We start from the raw sequence: 15,557 nt of genomic DNA on the forward strand, positions 1-15,557 counted from the left end.
AAGTCGCTAAAAACCTTTTGAATCGTAGATTCAGAACGCCACATGCCCTTCAAAAATTGGTGACTGATGTAACTGAATTTAAATGTACAGATGATGAAAAACTATTTATAAGTCAAATAATGGACTTATATAATGGTGAAATTATTGGGTTTAGTATGTCAAAACGGCCAAGCCTAGATTTTGTATTAGATTCACTTGAACAAGTACTTCCAATCATTCAGAAACGTGCCGAATATCGGACAACAATTCATTCCGATCAAGGATGGCACTATCAACACAATACGTGGGTGAAAACATTAAAGCAGAATAGGATTTTTCAAAGCATGTCTCGTAAAGCAACATGCGCAGACAATGCGGCCATGGAGAACTTCTTTAGCTTACTAAAACAGGAAATGTATTATGGAGAACAATTAATCTCTTACGAAGCATTACAAAAGAAAATAAAAGAGTATATCAATTATTATAATCATGTTCGTATTAAACAAAAACTGGCCGGCATGAGTCCAGTAAATTACCGAAAACATGCCAGCCAATTAGCTGCATAAGAAAAACTCTAACTTTAAGGGGTCACTACCTCCTTGTATAAGGAGAGGGTCTTTTCTTCATGAATAGGGCCATATTGTTGAATAAAGAGAGTAATTATTCGAAAGCGAATGAAGTTCTAATCTATTCAGTTAATAAGAACTTTTGAAGCAATCCTTTTTATAACCTTTGGAATATACATGTATATATACTTTTATAAGGGGAGATGGCTGGAGTTGCGAGAAAGGATAAGTTTAAGTGTTGGTTGGATAACTTTGTTTCTAATGGGTACTGACTTATTTGTTGTGTCTCCGTTACTACCGTTCATTTCGGAAGCATATAGGGTTAGTCCAGAAACGACAGGATGGATGGTAACTGTTTTTGCGGTAACATATGCTTTTTCGGCGCCTATATTTGGGTGGCTGTCAGATAGAAAAGGACGAAGAACTTTTATTATATTTGGTTTACTATTGTTCGTTATTTCCAACATACTAACTGCTTTTGCTTCCTCATTTTTATGGCTAATTGTTAGCCGTATTTTAGCTGGTTTGTCCGTTGCTTCAATCACTCCTTTGATATACGCAATCATTGGGGATATTGCGCCGCCAAATCGAAGAGGAACATGGCTTTCGATAGTTGTCTCTGGACATTTAACTGCTCTTTGGGCAGGAGCGCCATTAGGTGCTTTATTAGAACATGTTCTTGGGTGGCGATCAGTATTTGTTGTAATGGCGATTATAGGAGCCATATTGGCGGTAGTGAATTTCAAAACATGGGAATCTAATCCTAAAAGCGATTTAACAAAAAATCTACCAGAAGGAAATCTACTAAGAATACTTGGTTCCGTAAGTGTTACCACAATTTGGGCAATTTCTATGTATGCAATTTATGTTTATTTAGGTGCAGCACTTTACTCCGAAAATAGATTTTCATCCTCAGAAATCGCATTAGCTGTTACTTTTTATGGTGTAGGTGCTGTTTTAGGAAGCCTTACAAGTGGTCAATTAACAGATAAATTCGGAGCAAGGAAAATTTCGAAATCTGCACTAATTTTATTGACTCTGATACTTATTGGTTTAGGGATATTCTTTTCATCTGGAGATTGGGTTTATTTCTTTCTTTTTTTATGGGCATTAGTTGGCTATGCAGGATTCACCTCATACCAAGCACGATTAGTGGTGGAATATCCAAATGAACGAGGTATTGTTATGGCATGGAATAATACAGCACTGTATATTGGCATCACAATTGGTTCACTGATTGGAGGTTATGTCATATCTAATTGGGGTTATTCTATGCTTCCATATGTTTGTAGCGTTGCAGCAATTATAAGTTTTGCACTTAGTACACAAAAGGTACAAGAAGCCAAATAGGATTCAGTTTTTAAAGCAGATACATGACCTTATCATCTTTCTTTAACAAATACACCACGGTACCCATACCCTAAGCAAATTGACCTATAAAAGGGAGCCGATGCGTCGTGGAACATAGGCTCTTTATCAGCCTTATATCATAAGTATTGTGCCACTATTATTTTTGTATGGTTTTCTAGTTGATAATGATGTCTTGATTAAAACTTTAGATTTCCCTCTCAACGTTCCTACCTGGGAAGAAAGACAACTGAGGATTCAATTGATTTTCTTTTGCTGTTCGTACTTTAGGAGTAAGTCTAAAAACAACTGTATGACTCCCTAGAGAGGAGCGATATCTCTCAACATGGGATTGCGAAAGGTTTTTATTATAGTAGCCGGGTACGTATTTATCCAACATTCCCTGCATTGCCGAGGTAGCTTCAATCAAATCACTTACTGTTTCTAGTACTCCAAAAAGCATCACACTCATGTAAGCAGTATCAGTTTTAGCAGGTATAGGACTTACCATGGTTCCGTAATCTTCAGATACTGTGAAACAACAGTTGGGGTTGGCATGAATTAAATCTATTTTTCTCCCATGCGCAGCTCCATGAAAATACAACGCTTCATTCATCCAGATAAAATTCAAAGGTACTACATAAGGGAGCTCTCCATCTGTTAATCCAAGGTAACCCGTCCGTGCTTGGCTTAAAAACTGATCAATACGCTTTTCATCTGTACATACTAATTTTTCTTGGCGGATCTTATTCATTGTGTATCCCATCCCTCTTCTTAGTGATAAAATAATTTTAGAAGTATTCTGTACATGATAAAAGTGACAGAATTGAAAATTTTGATAGGGACAGAAGGAGGGGATACAATGGAAATTTCCCCGTTTTTACAAAAGGAGTCGCCAGAGCCGTTATACAGCCAGTTATATCATTGGATTAAGAAGGAAGTTGAAGAAGGCAGGCTTTTGCCAGGAATGAAAATGCCATCAATTCGCCAACTAACGACACATTTAAAGGTCAGTAGGAATACAGTCGTGTCAGCATATGAGCAGTTGCAATCAGAGGGATACCTTGAAAGTGTTCCTAAAAGTGGTATATGGGTAGCTGAGATTGAGAAACCTTCATTATATTCGATTGAGAAGGTACAACCCATTCGGTCGGAATGTAAGTCATCAAGCGAATTTCTTGTGAATTTTGAATATGGAAATGTAGATCTTAACAAATTTCCCGTGAAGCAGTGGAAGAAATGTCTGTCCGATGCTGTTGATCAAGAGAACAACTGGTTATTTGAGTATAGTGAAAAACAAGGTGAGTTTGCACTGAGGCAGGAGATTTCAACCTATTTACTGCACTCTAGAGGTGTACGGTGTGTACCGGAACAGATTGTTGTAACGTCCGGAACACAAAATTCTATAGCATTGATCTGTCGTCTTTTAGAACTCCAGGAAAAAATCGTGGCTATGGAGGAACCAGGCTATAGTGGAGTACGATCTGTCTTTAAAGATCAGGGATGCTGTATAGAACCTGTACCTCTTGAAAAGGACGGAATATCAATAGAGCATTTTGAAACGAGCAGTGCAAAAGCAGCATACGTAACACCTTCGCACCAATTTCCATTTGGTATGGTGCTCTCTATTTCGAAAAGAATCCAATTATTAAAATGGGCTTATCAAACAGGGGGGTACATTATTGAAGATGATTATGACGGCGAGTTTCGGTACCGTGGACAGCCAATTCCTTCACTGAAATCACTGGATGAAGAGGAAAAGGTAATTTATTTAGGGACATTCTCTAAATCATTTCTTCCTTCAGTACGATTAAGTTATATTGTTCTTCCACCTTCTCTAATGGTTCAATACTCAAAAAAGTTCGCGGATTACAACCAATCAGTCTCTCCTATAATTCAAAAGGCTATAGCCTTATTTATGCAATCTGGAGAATTTGAAAAGCATATTCGAAGAATGCGCAAGCTGTACCAAAGAAAACACCAGGCTTTGCTGAAGAGTATTGAACAATATATGGGTACGAGAGTAAAAATAGTTGGAGAAAAGTCGGGATTGCATATCTTATTGAAACTAAACAACGTATCAAACTCAGAGCTAATTGAAGAGGGTCTCCAGAAGGGAGTCAAAGTTTATTCTCCGGTAAGATTTTGGCTTAATCCATCTTCTGAAAGTAATTCTTATATCATGTTAGGATTTGGAGGATTATCGATTGAAGAGATTGATAATGGAGTCCAATTACTTGCAAGCTGCTTTCCATGAGAGGGAGATCTGTAACATATTGGCTTAATCATAATAAGTTGATAGCAGGAAACCTCATTTATATACGTAAAGGATAAAACGCCGTAATTGTTTAAGTTAAGAAAAGAAATAAGTTTGTTATAACAGGAATGAAAAGTGCCTTAACTTCATTTTGCTTTTCTTATTCCTATAATATACCTTTTAACCTATTGGTTTATTTTATTTTGTTAATCTTAGCTGCTAAACCAGCAAATAGAAGCTGATCGTTATTCAACAATCAGGCGCAATTCTTGAAAAAGAATATGCGTTCATTTTTCATTAAAGGGGGTGAATTGTAGAGGAAAGTAATAAACAAATATTTATATAATACAATCTTGATTGAGAAGGATTACTCTTAAACCCGCAGCAGTTTAGTTAGATAACATGTAAAACTTCTTAACGGTCATAAATAAAGATGGGAGAGTGGAATAAATGGAGGTTAGAAAAGCAAAAGTTGAGGATTACAAACAGATCTCATTGTTATTAACACAGTTGGATTATCCAGATACTGAAGCTTTTATAAAAGAAAAAATTGAAATACTTCTTATGGACCCAAATGAGGAATTACTAGTGTTTGAAGAGGAAGAGGATAAAGATATTATTGCTTTAATTTCCGTTCATTTTATACCTCAATTAGCTGTAAAAGGGGATTTCGCTAGAATAAGTTATTTTGCAGTTGATAGAAACATAAGAAGTAAGGGGATAGGGCGTAAGATTGAGGAATATTGTAATGACTTAGCTATAAAAAGAAAATGCGATAGAGTTGAAGTACACTGTCATTCAAGAAGAATAGATGCACATAGATTTTATATAAAACAAGGGTTTAAGGAATCGCCAAAATATTTTGTTAAAATGTTACCTCAATCTGAATAATATCTATGCATCTTCAACAATCGGGCGCTATCCTTGAATAGAATTGTGCCTTTTTCAGCAAAAGGGGCATTTTCTGGAAAACCACAGCTAAAATGATATAAGGGAAAAATGAATAGATGTGTTTCCAGTGAAATAGTTCATATATTTGTAACCACACCAACAATGGTTCTAGAATAAATGCGAAAACACCAGCATTTATTGTGACAGCAATTAAAAAAGCTTTCCATGTATGAAAATACTGATAAATAATCATATAAATAATAGGCATCTGCACAATATGAATTTCAATAATTATAGAGAAAGGCGTTAACGTGTGATTATATTGCCATAACATCAGTAAAACTCCTTGTGAGTCTAATATTATGGTTGGTTGTTATTGAAACCTTTAATCCGTATGTAAGAATCTCAAAAATTCTCTTTTTATCTACAATCTGACCCATACAATAAAAAGTCCAAGGGAAGTAACTAAAAGAACACACCAAACAAAACTAAATAAAGATTCATTTAACCAATTTTCCATTTGAGAGTATGAACTCCCATGATAAGTTAACTAACCCTCGCCAATTGGTTTGCATATTAAAATTCCCCTAAATTGAAAATCTATTTTATTACTATGTTGTTCGCAATCAATACAATATTTTTACCTATGTAGCAAGTAAGCATATACAACAGAATTTACTTTTACAAGTTAAGGATAAAGATGTATTAAAAAGAAACAATAACTCCCAACTTATATTAAACATAGCTGAGAATAACTTTATTCTTATTTGATTAAGAATATAATGCATCTTTTTACGATAACAAACACCAAGGACGACAAATACCAAGGTAAAAAAACTGGTCCAAATAACACACCAAAAAATGTAAGTTTTGCAGAATAAACTGTCCCAATAGTAAATAAATACGCTGCAAATACGAAAGGAAGAAAAGAAAATGGGTCTTTTCCTCCACCCGTATCTTTAAACGCATCCCACATAGAAAAAAAGTATAAGCATGGATAAAACATAAGCCACTGATAGTTGGTTTCTTTGATAGAAGAAGGAATATCCCCCTGAAAGCTTAAAAGGATTACTGTGTTTAAGTTAGATTGTACATTTATCAAGAGTTCTAAAAAGATTAGGTTATACCTTTTATATCTTTGATTCAAAAGTTGCCCAAATCCCGGTAAGGCTAATGATCAGAGCAATTTTTCAATTGAACTTTTGTTCACACCATTAACCTACTCTCCCTGATACTTTAGAACACTATTCCTTTGCTAATCCTTTATGATTTGGAATTTGTGGAGGCTGTTCCATCCATTCGTGTTTAATCATAAGGTTTATACCATCTTTTGCATATTGAGCATTTTCTGTTGTTAAACGAACATAGGATGTAGATATGTCATTTCGTAAACTTGCTGCTGAAGCTGTTGCGTAGTTTGAAATACCGGATTGTATTAACATTGTTGTATGGAACATGATAAATTTGTCCGAAAAGGGTGAGATAATAGACTCTGTTACTTCGAGATCCCAAGGCATTGGGGCAGGAAGGTTATCATTCGTTAGCAGTGATGCAAAAACTAGAATATGTTTTTTTGCTATCGCTGAACCTCTTAGACAATATTCACGAACTTTCTTTGACTTTGCTACTTGGGAAAGACCTGCTAAAAGAATTTCACCCACTGTATTTGCTTCAATGTTTGCTTCAATATGTGTAATCTCTATCACATTTAGAGGTCTGTTATTAATATTTAATACTCCACCTAAATAACTTTTTTTATCGATAAAATCAATTTCATCAGAAGTTGAAACATAAGGAGGTTTTACAAATAACCCCTTTGATAACAAAACGTTAGCGGTTTTATTATAAAGCTCTGTGGAAGTTTGTATAGCTTGACTTAAGAAATTACGGACATCGGGCTGTGCGGCAGTTGCCAAAGCCACACCATAAACTGATAAACCAATCTTAGCCATATTTTTAAGATAATACAGATAAAACGCATCAGAATATAGACGAGGAGCTGTTGGACTTACATCTTCATTTGTAAAACCAACTGGAATTTGTCGGTGATCTTTTTTAAGAATTTCTTTGCTCATATCTAAGTTTTTTTGTGATATATCGAGTGCAAATTCTAAAACGGACAAAATATCCTCATCATCAACATTTGCTATGAAATATTGTAGGATACATATTGAAAAACTGTTGTTCTGACAACTACTCCAAATTACCGAAATTTCAGAAGATGTTAATCTTGAATTTAAATCTCCCTGCATATAATCCCTCCAGAAATCAGATAATTTATTATTAGATAATAAGTAAAAATGTATTCAGGATAAAAAATAAGAGTTGCATACTTGGACAAAATTATTCAGTAGAAAGGGAATGATTTTTGGATACACAGATATAAACGGCAAATGGAGGCTCCATGATTGTTATTACTTAAAATGATAGGTATAACTATTGGTATTTTTTGTCTAATAGTGTTATGGCTTTTTATATTAAATGGATACAGAATATAATGAAAAATTTCGAAGAATGGACGCAATAAAAAAGAGACTGTCTGAACCAGGACAGCCTCCTTTTGGACACTATATTTGCGGATGTGGTCACCACCATAACCACCAAGATATATGTCTTGAAAGAAAATATAATTAGGAAAATAGAAATCTCTCGTTAACTTCTGCTTTCATATAATGTTATTCAAACACGATTTATCGATCAGGGCGTATCACCTACTGAACAATTCGTCGAAATCATGCGGATCTAATTCAACCAATCGGGCGCTTTCCTTGAATTAAGGAAAGTGTCTTTCTTCATGAATCGGGCCATTTTCTGGAATAACGCCATTAATAATTGGATACTTATGTTAAAGTGTAAAGTAGCTTATAAAATAATATCTTAAACGAAATAGTAGGTTACTGCAAAAAGAATTCAAATTTTTTAGGGGACTTTTCATTTAAAAATGTATTGTTATAGGGATTTGTTGATTTTAATAGGTAAAGATAATTTAGCTTTAATAAAAATATAAATGGAATACTAAAAAAACTATGTTTAAATGATTAATATAACAAATTTATAGGGGGATATTATGGCTTTAAAATATAAATGTTTAATCTTAGACCACGATGATACAGGAGTAAAAAGCACACCAGATATACACTTTCCATCATTTGTAGAGGCTCTTAGAGACTTGCGACCAAATGATAAACCTATTACCTTTGAAGACTTTGTTAGATACTGTTTCAATCCAGGGTTTTCTTCTTTATGCAAAGACATCATTAAATTCACAGATGAGGAACAAAAACATCAGCAATTGGTATGGAAAAAATATACTGAATCAACTGTACCAGAATTCTATGAACTGTTTGTAGAGACTATTCAAGAATTTAAAAAACAAGGTGGAATAGTAACGGTTGTATCTCATTCTGAGAGGAACCGAATTGAAAGAGACTATTCTATTCATTGTGGATTTGTGCCAGACGCAATCTTTGGTTGGGAACTTCCAGAACACCAGAGAAAACCACATCAGTACCCAATAAAGGAAATTTTGAAACGCTTTAACCTTCAAGAAAGTGAGGTACTAATGCTGGATGACCTAAAACCTGGATTGGAGATGGCGAAAAGTTGTGATGTAGATTTTGCGGCTGCTGGATGGTCTCACAGTATTCCTGAAATTAAGGAGCAGATGAAAAGAGAGTCTAAATATTACTTTGAAACAGTAGAGCAATTCAATCAGTTGGTATTGTGTAGATAAGTGATTAACATTTATTCCACAAAACCAGCTAATAGTTGTCAATAATTTTCATTAAAAATAATAAAAATATCATGTTATACTAAATTTGTGCATACCAAATAACCATCCAAATTAGATTTGGAAAGTTCAGGGCCACTTGGTTAAACTGTTAAATCAAGCTAAGTCTTGGAAAGAAGTTTTGTTTTTTAATAGTGCATAAATCCAATGTAAGAGTTTGTTTGCACAAGCTATTACAGCTACTCTAAATGGTTTTCCTTCTTCCCGTTTTTTATCATAAAACGTCCGTAATTTCTTATTACGAGGAAGGATTTCATCCGTTGTTTTCTGTTTACGACAGTCACGAATAGCACATTTAACAGCCATATACAAAGCTTGCCGTAGTCTGCTAGAGCCTCTTTTGGTTATTCGATTGTAGGTACCTTTGAAGGTACCAGATTCAAAGACACTTGGATCAAGACCGGCAAATGCGACTAGTTTCTTAGGATGATTAAACTTTTCAATTTCCCCAATTTCAGAAATAATCGTGGCAGCGATTTTTTCGCCGATACCGGGAATTGATCGGATAATCTTCGATTCTTCAATACTTTTTGCTAAAGCATCTATCTCGTTTTCAAATATGGATAGATGTTTTTGATATTCAAAGAGCATATTAATATACATGTCTAAGCTTAGGGCAAGACTAGAATATAAAGCCTTTTGAAAAGGATTTTGAGCAGCTGCAGTCATTAGCTTTTCAGCCTGTTTGTTTGCCCATTGTAAAGAACGAGATTTACAGAATTCTTTTATTTTAGTTGCTAATACTTCATTATTGGCTTTCAATATATCCTCTGAAGTAGGAAATGTATGTAGTATTTTTAAAGAAACATCCGAATATAAGTCTCCAAAAACATTACTATATCCAGGAAAAACTTGATCTAAAACTGCCTGGAATTGTAGTTTTTTTTGTACAAACATGCCTGTAATATTATCGTGCTTTCTCGTAAGATGACGTAAGTTCGTAAGTTGGATACCACGCTTTTTATAAGGCTCTAAATCCTCCTTATAATACAGCTCGCAGAGGTGATTGGCATCAATGATATCTGTTTTTACCTTTCGCAAACTAGAACTTTTAGCTTTATAAGAGATGAGTGGGTTTACGATAATTATTAAATAGCCTTTGTCCTCAAAATATTGAACAACTGATGTGTGATAATGACCCGTTGATTCCATAACAAGAGGGGGGCGTTCCCCTGAAATATCTTCTAATTCTTTAATAAAATCTAATAAAATAGCTAACCCTCAATGTCATGTTTAACTTTGAAACTTTTCTTGTAGGGCTTCTTTCTTTCCAAGTATGCTTGAACCTGACTTTCACCTTACGCTACATCCAGACCAATGACTGGATTCATTATAATTCCTCCTTCAAAATGATAATTGCCGGTAACCCCTAAATCCTCTTTGTAGTGTCATAGCTTCGCTTGTTATACGAGATCAATGTCCCAACCAGCCTCAAACATGTTTCTACAAGTAGGGGGCGAATTGTTTTGCGGACGGGGTCTTAGCCCCACGGGCGCAAACGTTCTACCCCGGCTACCGTTATCATATATCGATATAAAAAATGGTCAACCAGAAATATTTTCTGGCTGACCTTATAATACGATCGGGCGCGATTGTGGAATAAGCTACTACATCAATACTTAAACAAACCCTTAAGTAAAAGGGAATAGACCAGGTAATTATTACCTGGTTTTTCTTATTGTCAAAAAGGGAACAAACGTTCTATAATTGGTTATATATGATAAGAACGTAAGTTCGATTTTGTGGGGGTGAATAAAATGAAAGAACAGCTTTTAAAAGTACTGCAGCGTAATCAGTTGGCCGATATGATGTACATTTCAAGAACGGGCGAAATTACAAAAAGGCCTATTAAAGTTACAAAAATAGCAGATGATTCATTTAGTGCTTATTGCTTTGTAAAGCATGCAAAGCGTACTTTCATTATTGAAAATGTTCTCGCATTATCACCAGTCATCCGAAATGAGCGTGAGGTAATTTGAACTTTGATAACTTCGAGCTAATAGATAAACAAATAATCTTAGACTTAACAATTCGCACCATGGAACGTGACCGTAAACATATTGATAATTTTAAAATGAAAAGGGTCTTCGAGATGTGGTTTGATGCAAAAATAACGGAGCTACACACGTATTTAAAAATTATAAAAGCTGAACTAGGTAAAAATGGTGTAAGAATACAATCAAGCAAAACAGACGGGGATTTTACAATATATACAGTAGTAGAAAAAGGGACGGTTTCAGAAAAGAGATATTCAAACATCGCACTTAGAAACCATTGTGAAGAAGAAATTAAACGATTGTTAGGTTTAACACAATAGGGAGGAAATCGAATATTAAAAAATCGCGGTAATAAAAAGTGGACTGCAATGATGTTGACTGAGCATGTAAGGGACTTACGTGATTGGTATGAGAGTGATTTTGACGTCCCTGAACCTGATTACGATGAAGCTAGTTTAAATTCAATAGCCGATGATTTAAACATTGCTTATCAAGCTAAAGCTAATGTGTGTATATATTACTGGAGCGATAAACGGGTAGAAGTACACGAGGGACTAGTAGTTGATTTGCTAGTTAATGAGCAGGCGATTAAAATTCAAGCAGATATCTACAATGCAAAGCTTTACCTGCAGCACATTATTAAACTTGATACTTACGATTAAGATTTTAAACTAAAAAACTGTAGAATTAGCTCAAAAATAATGTCTAAAATTATGTATTTTTAAAATCCGTCACAAGTTAGTCACGATAGAGCGAAAAAACGAAAGTAAAGAGTGTTTTCTTAGTAAATAAAAATACCGAAAACCCTTGGTTTAAAAGGCTTTCGGTAATATGGTCCCGACAGGGTTCGAACCTGCGACCCCCACCTTGTCGAGTTTAGCGATATAATTAAATGGCGTTAAAATAAGTTAAATAAGTTTGATTTATAAAGCTTTATAAGGTCATTGTAATTAGCTCTGTTAAATAAGTTAAATACAAAAAAATAATTCTGCGGACAAATTGCAGACAAAAGAGTAAACAGGTGGTCTGTATTACTCTTTTTTAATTTTTTTGTTATATCTGTTATGATAAAAAGTTCTTGATAACATAAGTAGAGGTTTCTGATATAAGTAAAATTCTAGCGAATCCCACCGTCTCCATAATACGAAGTAATCATTGGATAAACATTTTGTTGTGACGTAAAGCATAAAATTTCCGTTTGGAAACTTTATGCTTTATTTTATTTTAGGAAATTTTATGCTTGATCTAATTATCACCATGCCTCTATTTGGACTGATAGAGCATGGTGATTTTTGTGTTCTATATTTGTAGCTTTTAAACTAAAGTCGCAATCAGAATAACAAGTTCTATTAGAATATATTAATACTTGAGTTATTCAACAATCGGGCCATATTGTTGAATAACTTCTTTAAGGGAAATGGATATTTATGTTAAAATATAAAGAGTAATATAATAATTCACAAAAATTCAGTAGCAGCATTAGACAAATAATCAGGAGGTGGTAATTTGTTATATTTAACTTTATTAATAGGTTTGACTTTAATTGTAATTACAACTAAGCTTACTCAAAATCTACAATTATCAAGCATTTGGTTGTTAGTTGGTCAAATTAGTGCATCATTTATCATTATAATGTTTGGCAATCTTAAGATTAGTCATATTAGTCAAATTGAATTAGGATATTTATCGATTCCATTTTCTTTATTATTCCTTGTAGGTTTTACAAATGTAATGAATGTAGAAAAAGAGCAAAAACCTTTAATCTTGCTGTTACCATGTATTTCTTTAGTTTGTCTTACCATATCGGCTATTGTTATAGGTCATTCATTTGTATCAATGATAGGAATATGTGCTGTTTTAACAATTACGTTGGTGCTGCTATATGGCTGTATTTCAGGTGAAGAAAATATAGGAAGAACTTTTACTACATCCATCGGTTTTATAATAGCGGTACTATCATTATCCTTACTTGAACTGTCTTTTGTCATGATTTATATTCCGATATTTTCTTTAACATTACCATTGGTTTTGTATCTTTTATTACAAAATAAAATAACGAGTGTACAATCAATTATAATTAGCTCTTTAGTAGCTCTTTTATTTAGCTTAATAATATTTGTGATTCGTTTTAATATAGTATGGTATCTGGTTATTGGGTTTACGGTTATTTTGGCTTTCTCTCAGTTATCCAGTAGACATCGCTTTATTTAATAAAATCCTATTGTTTTTAAATTTTCTTAGAATCGAGTCTTCAGTAAAATGGCACATTTCTTTCATAAGAAATGTGTCCTTTTTCATTAAAGGTTTAGTATTTAGTAAATATTAGTAAGTGAAATGAAAGTATTTATGCAAAAGATGCAGGTGTTTTTTTAGAATTTTTTTGTTATAATATGGAAATTAAAAACTAACACAATGGGGGTTTATTTATGGCAATACCACCTATCGTAGAAGAAGTAATAAATGAGTATATTACCTTATTTAATGTATATTTACCTGACACAATAGAGGGGATATATATACATGGCTCTATTGCTCTAAATGCGTATGTTGAAGATTCAAGTGATATTGACTTTATTACAGTAACATATCGACCATTAGGTGAGAAAGATTCAAATGTTTTATCTTATATTCATTCAACGATAGCAAACAAATATAAACAACCAGAAATGGACGGAGTTTATATTCAATTAAGAGATATGGGAAAACTCTATTCTGACACCAATGATTATAATCATAGTTATCTATTTTATAACAATGAAAATCTAGGTTACGGTGATTACTTTAATTTTAACCCTGTAACTTGGTGGGTGTTGAAAAATAAGGGGATCAACATATTAGGACCAGCACCTAAAGATATTGAATTAGATATTGAACCAGAAGAATTGTTATCTTACGTTCTAAAAAATATGAATACATATTGGGCTAGAAGACTTAAAGCTGCAGAAGAATCCATTCATGAAATCATAAATTTGCCTAAGAACAAAATCGATTTTGAAGTAGAATGGACCGTTCTTGGATTATTACGTCAGTTCTTTACTCTAAAGGAGTACGATATTGTTTCTAAGTTGGACGCTGGTGAATATGGATTAACGCAAATTTCATCGGAATGGCACAATATCATACAAGAGGCAATAAATATACGTAAAGGTATAAAAGTAAATATTTTCAGCTCAGATACGGAGCGAATTGAACAGACTCTTAGTTTCTCAAAATTTTTAATCACACATTGTAACAATATGGGAAATCGAATTTCTCATAACAGATAGGATTGTAAAACATCCCTTTTCCAGTTTGACTAAAGATAGTCAGTGATCATTTACTTTTTATTCCACAATCGGGCGCTTTTCTTTAATAAAGAACGCGTCTTTATTCATGAAAAGGGCCTGGAAGAATGTTGAAACTTATAAACTTTAGAAACGACTGATTTATGGAGGTGAAATTAAATGCAAAAGTTTTTATTAATAGGAATTTGTTCAGTATTTTAGTTGCTTGCAATAACGAAAACGAAAAATTTAATAATTCAAAAGAAAATACTGAAAATATTAAACTTGAAAATGATGTTTTACCTTCAATTACAGGAGAAATTGTTAATATAGAAAATGGAAGATTCTTAGTGGAAAGTACAACTAAAAAATTACCAGATGGGAGTCCCGATGCGATTTGGTTTTCAACAGATGATATTAAATCTCTAAAAGTAGGACAAAATGTTTCTGTTTGGACAAGTGCAATAGATACAAGTTATCCAGGGCAAGCGAGTGCGGATAAAGTTGAGATTAATGAAAAATGAGATATTTAGTGAAAATCAGATATTCAACAATCGGGCGCTTTTCTGTAACAAGGAAAAGCGCTTATTTTCATTAAAGGGTCATTTAATTGAATAACACTCCACAAAAAAATTGGATATTAATGTTAAAGTTTAGATAAGATTTTGAAAAAATAAACTTAAAGTAACAGTCAGATAGGTTGCAGAAGGTTTTGTAACTTTATTTTGAAAATAACGACTAATTTATAAGGGAGGAATATTGTGTATACATTAATTCGAATGGGATTTTCTTTGATGATGTTATTCTCATTAATAGGGTGTAGTAATGCCGAAGAAGATACATCTAAAAGTACAAATGAAAAAAATAATATAATCTCAATGTCAAATAATGAGGAAAAACCACCCTCTATAAAATTAAAAATTGGTGAAGACGAGATTAAGACTTACCGAGGAACTTATAGTTGGAGCTATTTTGATGAAAGCACAGGGCAAGAAGTAACTACGGTGACAGATCATGCACCTCCAACCGAGATGGTAAATATCGAACAAGGTGTTAGAGTTAATCTAACCGAACCTGTAAAATTAGATTTTGAAAAAGAACCAACTCAATACGAAATAAGAATCTGGGACAATAATAATGTGATTGCAACGTATAATTCATTTGAAGAAATAAAAGAAAAAGGGAAATATATATTTGAAATAGTAGGAACATGGGAAGGTAGTACAGCTACTTATGTAGTAGCATTAGATATTCAATAATAATTAGATAATGATCTTCTACTGTTATATCAGAATTAACCATTAATATTCAACTTAGTTATTCCATTAAACCAGCTAATAGAAGCTGATCGTTATTCAACTATCGGGCGCAATTCTTGAGTAGAATTGTGCCGTTTTCAGCAATAGGGGGCTATTCTTCAAAAGAAGGGTAGCTTTTTTATTTTGGCAAAAAGAGTATCCTTAAATG

At 33.4% G+C, this 15,557-nt stretch carries 16 protein-coding genes and 1 pseudogene; 12 read left to right on the forward strand and 5 right to left on the reverse strand.

From position 1 onward, the window contains the following. Both ACFQU5_RS12905 and ACFQU5_RS12910 read left to right on the forward strand, forming a co-directional pair. Window positions 1-545, forward strand: a 545-nt coding sequence (locus ACFQU5_RS12905) for an IS3 family transposase (RefSeq protein ID WP_390288371.1), incomplete at its 5' end; no start/stop codon positions are given. 213 nt (window positions 546-758) lie between these two features. Beyond that, entirely contained in the window at window positions 759-1,895 is a 1,137-nt protein-coding gene (locus ACFQU5_RS12910; RefSeq protein WP_390288373.1) for an MFS transporter, read from the forward strand. 205 nt (window positions 1,896-2,100) lie between these two features. On the opposite strand, the gene ACFQU5_RS12915 is transcribed toward ACFQU5_RS12910, so the two are convergent. Next, window positions 2,101-2,646, reverse strand: coding sequence for a pyridoxamine 5'-phosphate oxidase family protein (locus tag ACFQU5_RS12915; protein ID WP_390288375.1), 546 nt, complete (start codon window positions 2,644-2,646; stop codon window positions 2,101-2,103). A gap of 108 nt (window positions 2,647-2,754) precedes the next feature. On the opposite strand from ACFQU5_RS12915, the gene pdxR reads away from it, so the two are divergent. Then, window positions 2,755-4,149, forward strand: coding sequence for a MocR-like pyridoxine biosynthesis transcription factor PdxR (gene pdxR / locus ACFQU5_RS12920; RefSeq protein WP_390288377.1), 1,395 nt, complete (start codon window positions 2,755-2,757; stop codon window positions 4,147-4,149). Between the two features lie 450 nt (window positions 4,150-4,599). Then, a complete protein-coding gene (locus tag ACFQU5_RS12925; protein WP_390288379.1) occupies window positions 4,600-5,040 on the forward strand; it encodes a GNAT family N-acetyltransferase in 441 nt (146 codons plus the stop codon). Window positions 5,041-5,053: 13 nt separating this feature from the next. Here ACFQU5_RS12925 and ACFQU5_RS12930 read toward each other — a convergent pair whose 3' ends face one another. The 3 genes from ACFQU5_RS12930 to ACFQU5_RS12940 form a co-directional block, all read right to left on the reverse strand. Further along, the gene (locus tag ACFQU5_RS12930; protein ID WP_390288381.1) at window positions 5,054-5,374 is read right to left on the reverse strand and encodes a hypothetical protein; all 321 of its coding nucleotides are present in this window, start codon (window positions 5,372-5,374) and stop codon (window positions 5,054-5,056) included. 429 nt (window positions 5,375-5,803) lie between these two features. Further along, window positions 5,804-6,187 carry a hypothetical protein gene (locus tag ACFQU5_RS12935; protein ID WP_390288383.1) on the reverse strand — a complete coding sequence of 128 codons (384 nt, stop codon included), beginning with the start codon at window positions 6,185-6,187 and terminating at the stop codon, window positions 5,804-5,806. Window positions 6,188-6,284: 97 nt separating this feature from the next. Then, window positions 6,285-7,292 carry a DUF3231 family protein gene (locus ACFQU5_RS12940; RefSeq protein WP_390288385.1) on the reverse strand — a complete coding sequence of 336 codons (1,008 nt, stop codon included), beginning with the start codon at window positions 7,290-7,292 and terminating at the stop codon, window positions 6,285-6,287. An 815-nt stretch (window positions 7,293-8,107) separates the two neighbouring features. On the opposite strand from ACFQU5_RS12940, the gene ACFQU5_RS12945 reads away from it, so the two are divergent. After that, window positions 8,108-8,773: an HAD family hydrolase gene (locus tag ACFQU5_RS12945; RefSeq protein ID WP_390288387.1), complete on the forward strand. Its 666-nt coding sequence runs from the start codon at window positions 8,108-8,110 to the stop codon at window positions 8,771-8,773. A 153-nt stretch (window positions 8,774-8,926) separates the two neighbouring features. Here the strand turns inward: ACFQU5_RS12945 and ACFQU5_RS12950 are convergent. Next, window positions 8,927-10,104: pseudogene (locus tag ACFQU5_RS12950) on the reverse strand (IS110 family RNA-guided transposase). 483 nt (window positions 10,105-10,587) lie between these two features. On the opposite strand from ACFQU5_RS12950, the gene ACFQU5_RS12955 reads away from it, so the two are divergent. The 7 genes from ACFQU5_RS12955 to ACFQU5_RS12985 all read left to right on the forward strand — a co-directional run bounded on the left by ACFQU5_RS12955 (window position 10,588) and on the right by ACFQU5_RS12985 (window position 15,349). Beyond that, window positions 10,588-10,809 (forward strand): transcriptional regulator, encoded by a 222-nt coding sequence (locus ACFQU5_RS12955; protein WP_390288389.1) that lies wholly within the window; start codon window positions 10,588-10,590, stop codon window positions 10,807-10,809. Next, window positions 10,806-11,147, forward strand: a complete 342-nt coding sequence (locus tag ACFQU5_RS12960) for a YhjD family protein (protein WP_390288391.1) — start codon at window positions 10,806-10,808, stop codon at window positions 11,145-11,147. Before ACFQU5_RS12955 ends, ACFQU5_RS12960 begins: the two co-directional genes overlap by 4 nt. A 48-nt stretch (window positions 11,148-11,195) precedes the next feature. Continuing rightward, on the forward strand, window positions 11,196-11,489 hold the full coding sequence (locus tag ACFQU5_RS12965; protein WP_390288393.1) for a YolD-like family protein: 294 nt from the start codon (window positions 11,196-11,198) through the stop codon (window positions 11,487-11,489). An 844-nt stretch (window positions 11,490-12,333) separates the two neighbouring features. Then, the gene (locus tag ACFQU5_RS12970) at window positions 12,334-13,038 is read left to right on the forward strand and encodes an MraY family glycosyltransferase (protein ID WP_390288395.1); all 705 of its coding nucleotides are present in this window, start codon (window positions 12,334-12,336) and stop codon (window positions 13,036-13,038) included. 215 nt (window positions 13,039-13,253) lie between these two features. Next, window positions 13,254-14,093 carry an aminoglycoside adenylyltransferase domain-containing protein gene (locus ACFQU5_RS12975; RefSeq protein ID WP_390288397.1) on the forward strand — a complete coding sequence of 280 codons (840 nt, stop codon included), beginning with the start codon at window positions 13,254-13,256 and terminating at the stop codon, window positions 14,091-14,093. A gap of 161 nt (window positions 14,094-14,254) precedes the next feature. Beyond that, window positions 14,255-14,614 (forward strand): DUF3221 domain-containing protein, encoded by a 360-nt coding sequence (locus tag ACFQU5_RS12980; RefSeq protein WP_390288399.1) that lies wholly within the window; start codon window positions 14,255-14,257, stop codon window positions 14,612-14,614. 237 nt (window positions 14,615-14,851) lie between these two features. Continuing rightward, the gene (locus tag ACFQU5_RS12985; protein ID WP_390288401.1) at window positions 14,852-15,349 is read left to right on the forward strand and encodes a hypothetical protein; all 498 of its coding nucleotides are present in this window, start codon (window positions 14,852-14,854) and stop codon (window positions 15,347-15,349) included. The last annotated feature ends 208 nt before the right edge of the window (window positions 15,350-15,557 follow it).

The organism is Ureibacillus sp. GCM10028918, assembly GCF_042666115.1.
GTDB lineage: Bacteria > Bacillota > Bacilli > Bacillales_A > Planococcaceae > Ureibacillus.

Excerpts from the sequence above, each read along its gene's own strand:
- ACFQU5_RS12980 (WP_390288399.1), top strand. The coding sequence starts at position 14,255 with ATGGAGGTGAAATTAAATGCAAAAGTTTTTATTAATAGGAATTTGTTC.
- ACFQU5_RS12915 (WP_390288375.1), bottom strand. The coding sequence starts at position 2,646 with ATGAATAAGATCCGCCAAGAAAAATTAGTATGTACAGATGAAAAGCGT.
- ACFQU5_RS12945 (WP_390288387.1), top strand. The coding sequence starts at position 8,108 with ATGGCTTTAAAATATAAATGTTTAATCTTAGACCACGATGATACAGGA.
- ACFQU5_RS12955 (WP_390288389.1), top strand. The coding sequence starts at position 10,588 with ATGAAAGAACAGCTTTTAAAAGTACTGCAGCGTAATCAGTTGGCCGAT.
- ACFQU5_RS12965 (WP_390288393.1), top strand. The coding sequence starts at position 11,196 with ATGATGTTGACTGAGCATGTAAGGGACTTACGTGATTGGTATGAGAGT.
- ACFQU5_RS12925 (WP_390288379.1), top strand. The coding sequence starts at position 4,600 with ATGGAGGTTAGAAAAGCAAAAGTTGAGGATTACAAACAGATCTCATTG.
- pdxR (WP_390288377.1), top strand. The coding sequence starts at position 2,755 with ATGGAAATTTCCCCGTTTTTACAAAAGGAGTCGCCAGAGCCGTTATAC.
- ACFQU5_RS12975 (WP_390288397.1), top strand. The coding sequence starts at position 13,254 with ATGGCAATACCACCTATCGTAGAAGAAGTAATAAATGAGTATATTACC.
- ACFQU5_RS12930 (WP_390288381.1), bottom strand. The coding sequence starts at position 5,374 with ATGTTATGGCAATATAATCACACGTTAACGCCTTTCTCTATAATTATT.
- ACFQU5_RS12940 (WP_390288385.1), bottom strand. The coding sequence starts at position 7,292 with ATGCAGGGAGATTTAAATTCAAGATTAACATCTTCTGAAATTTCGGTA.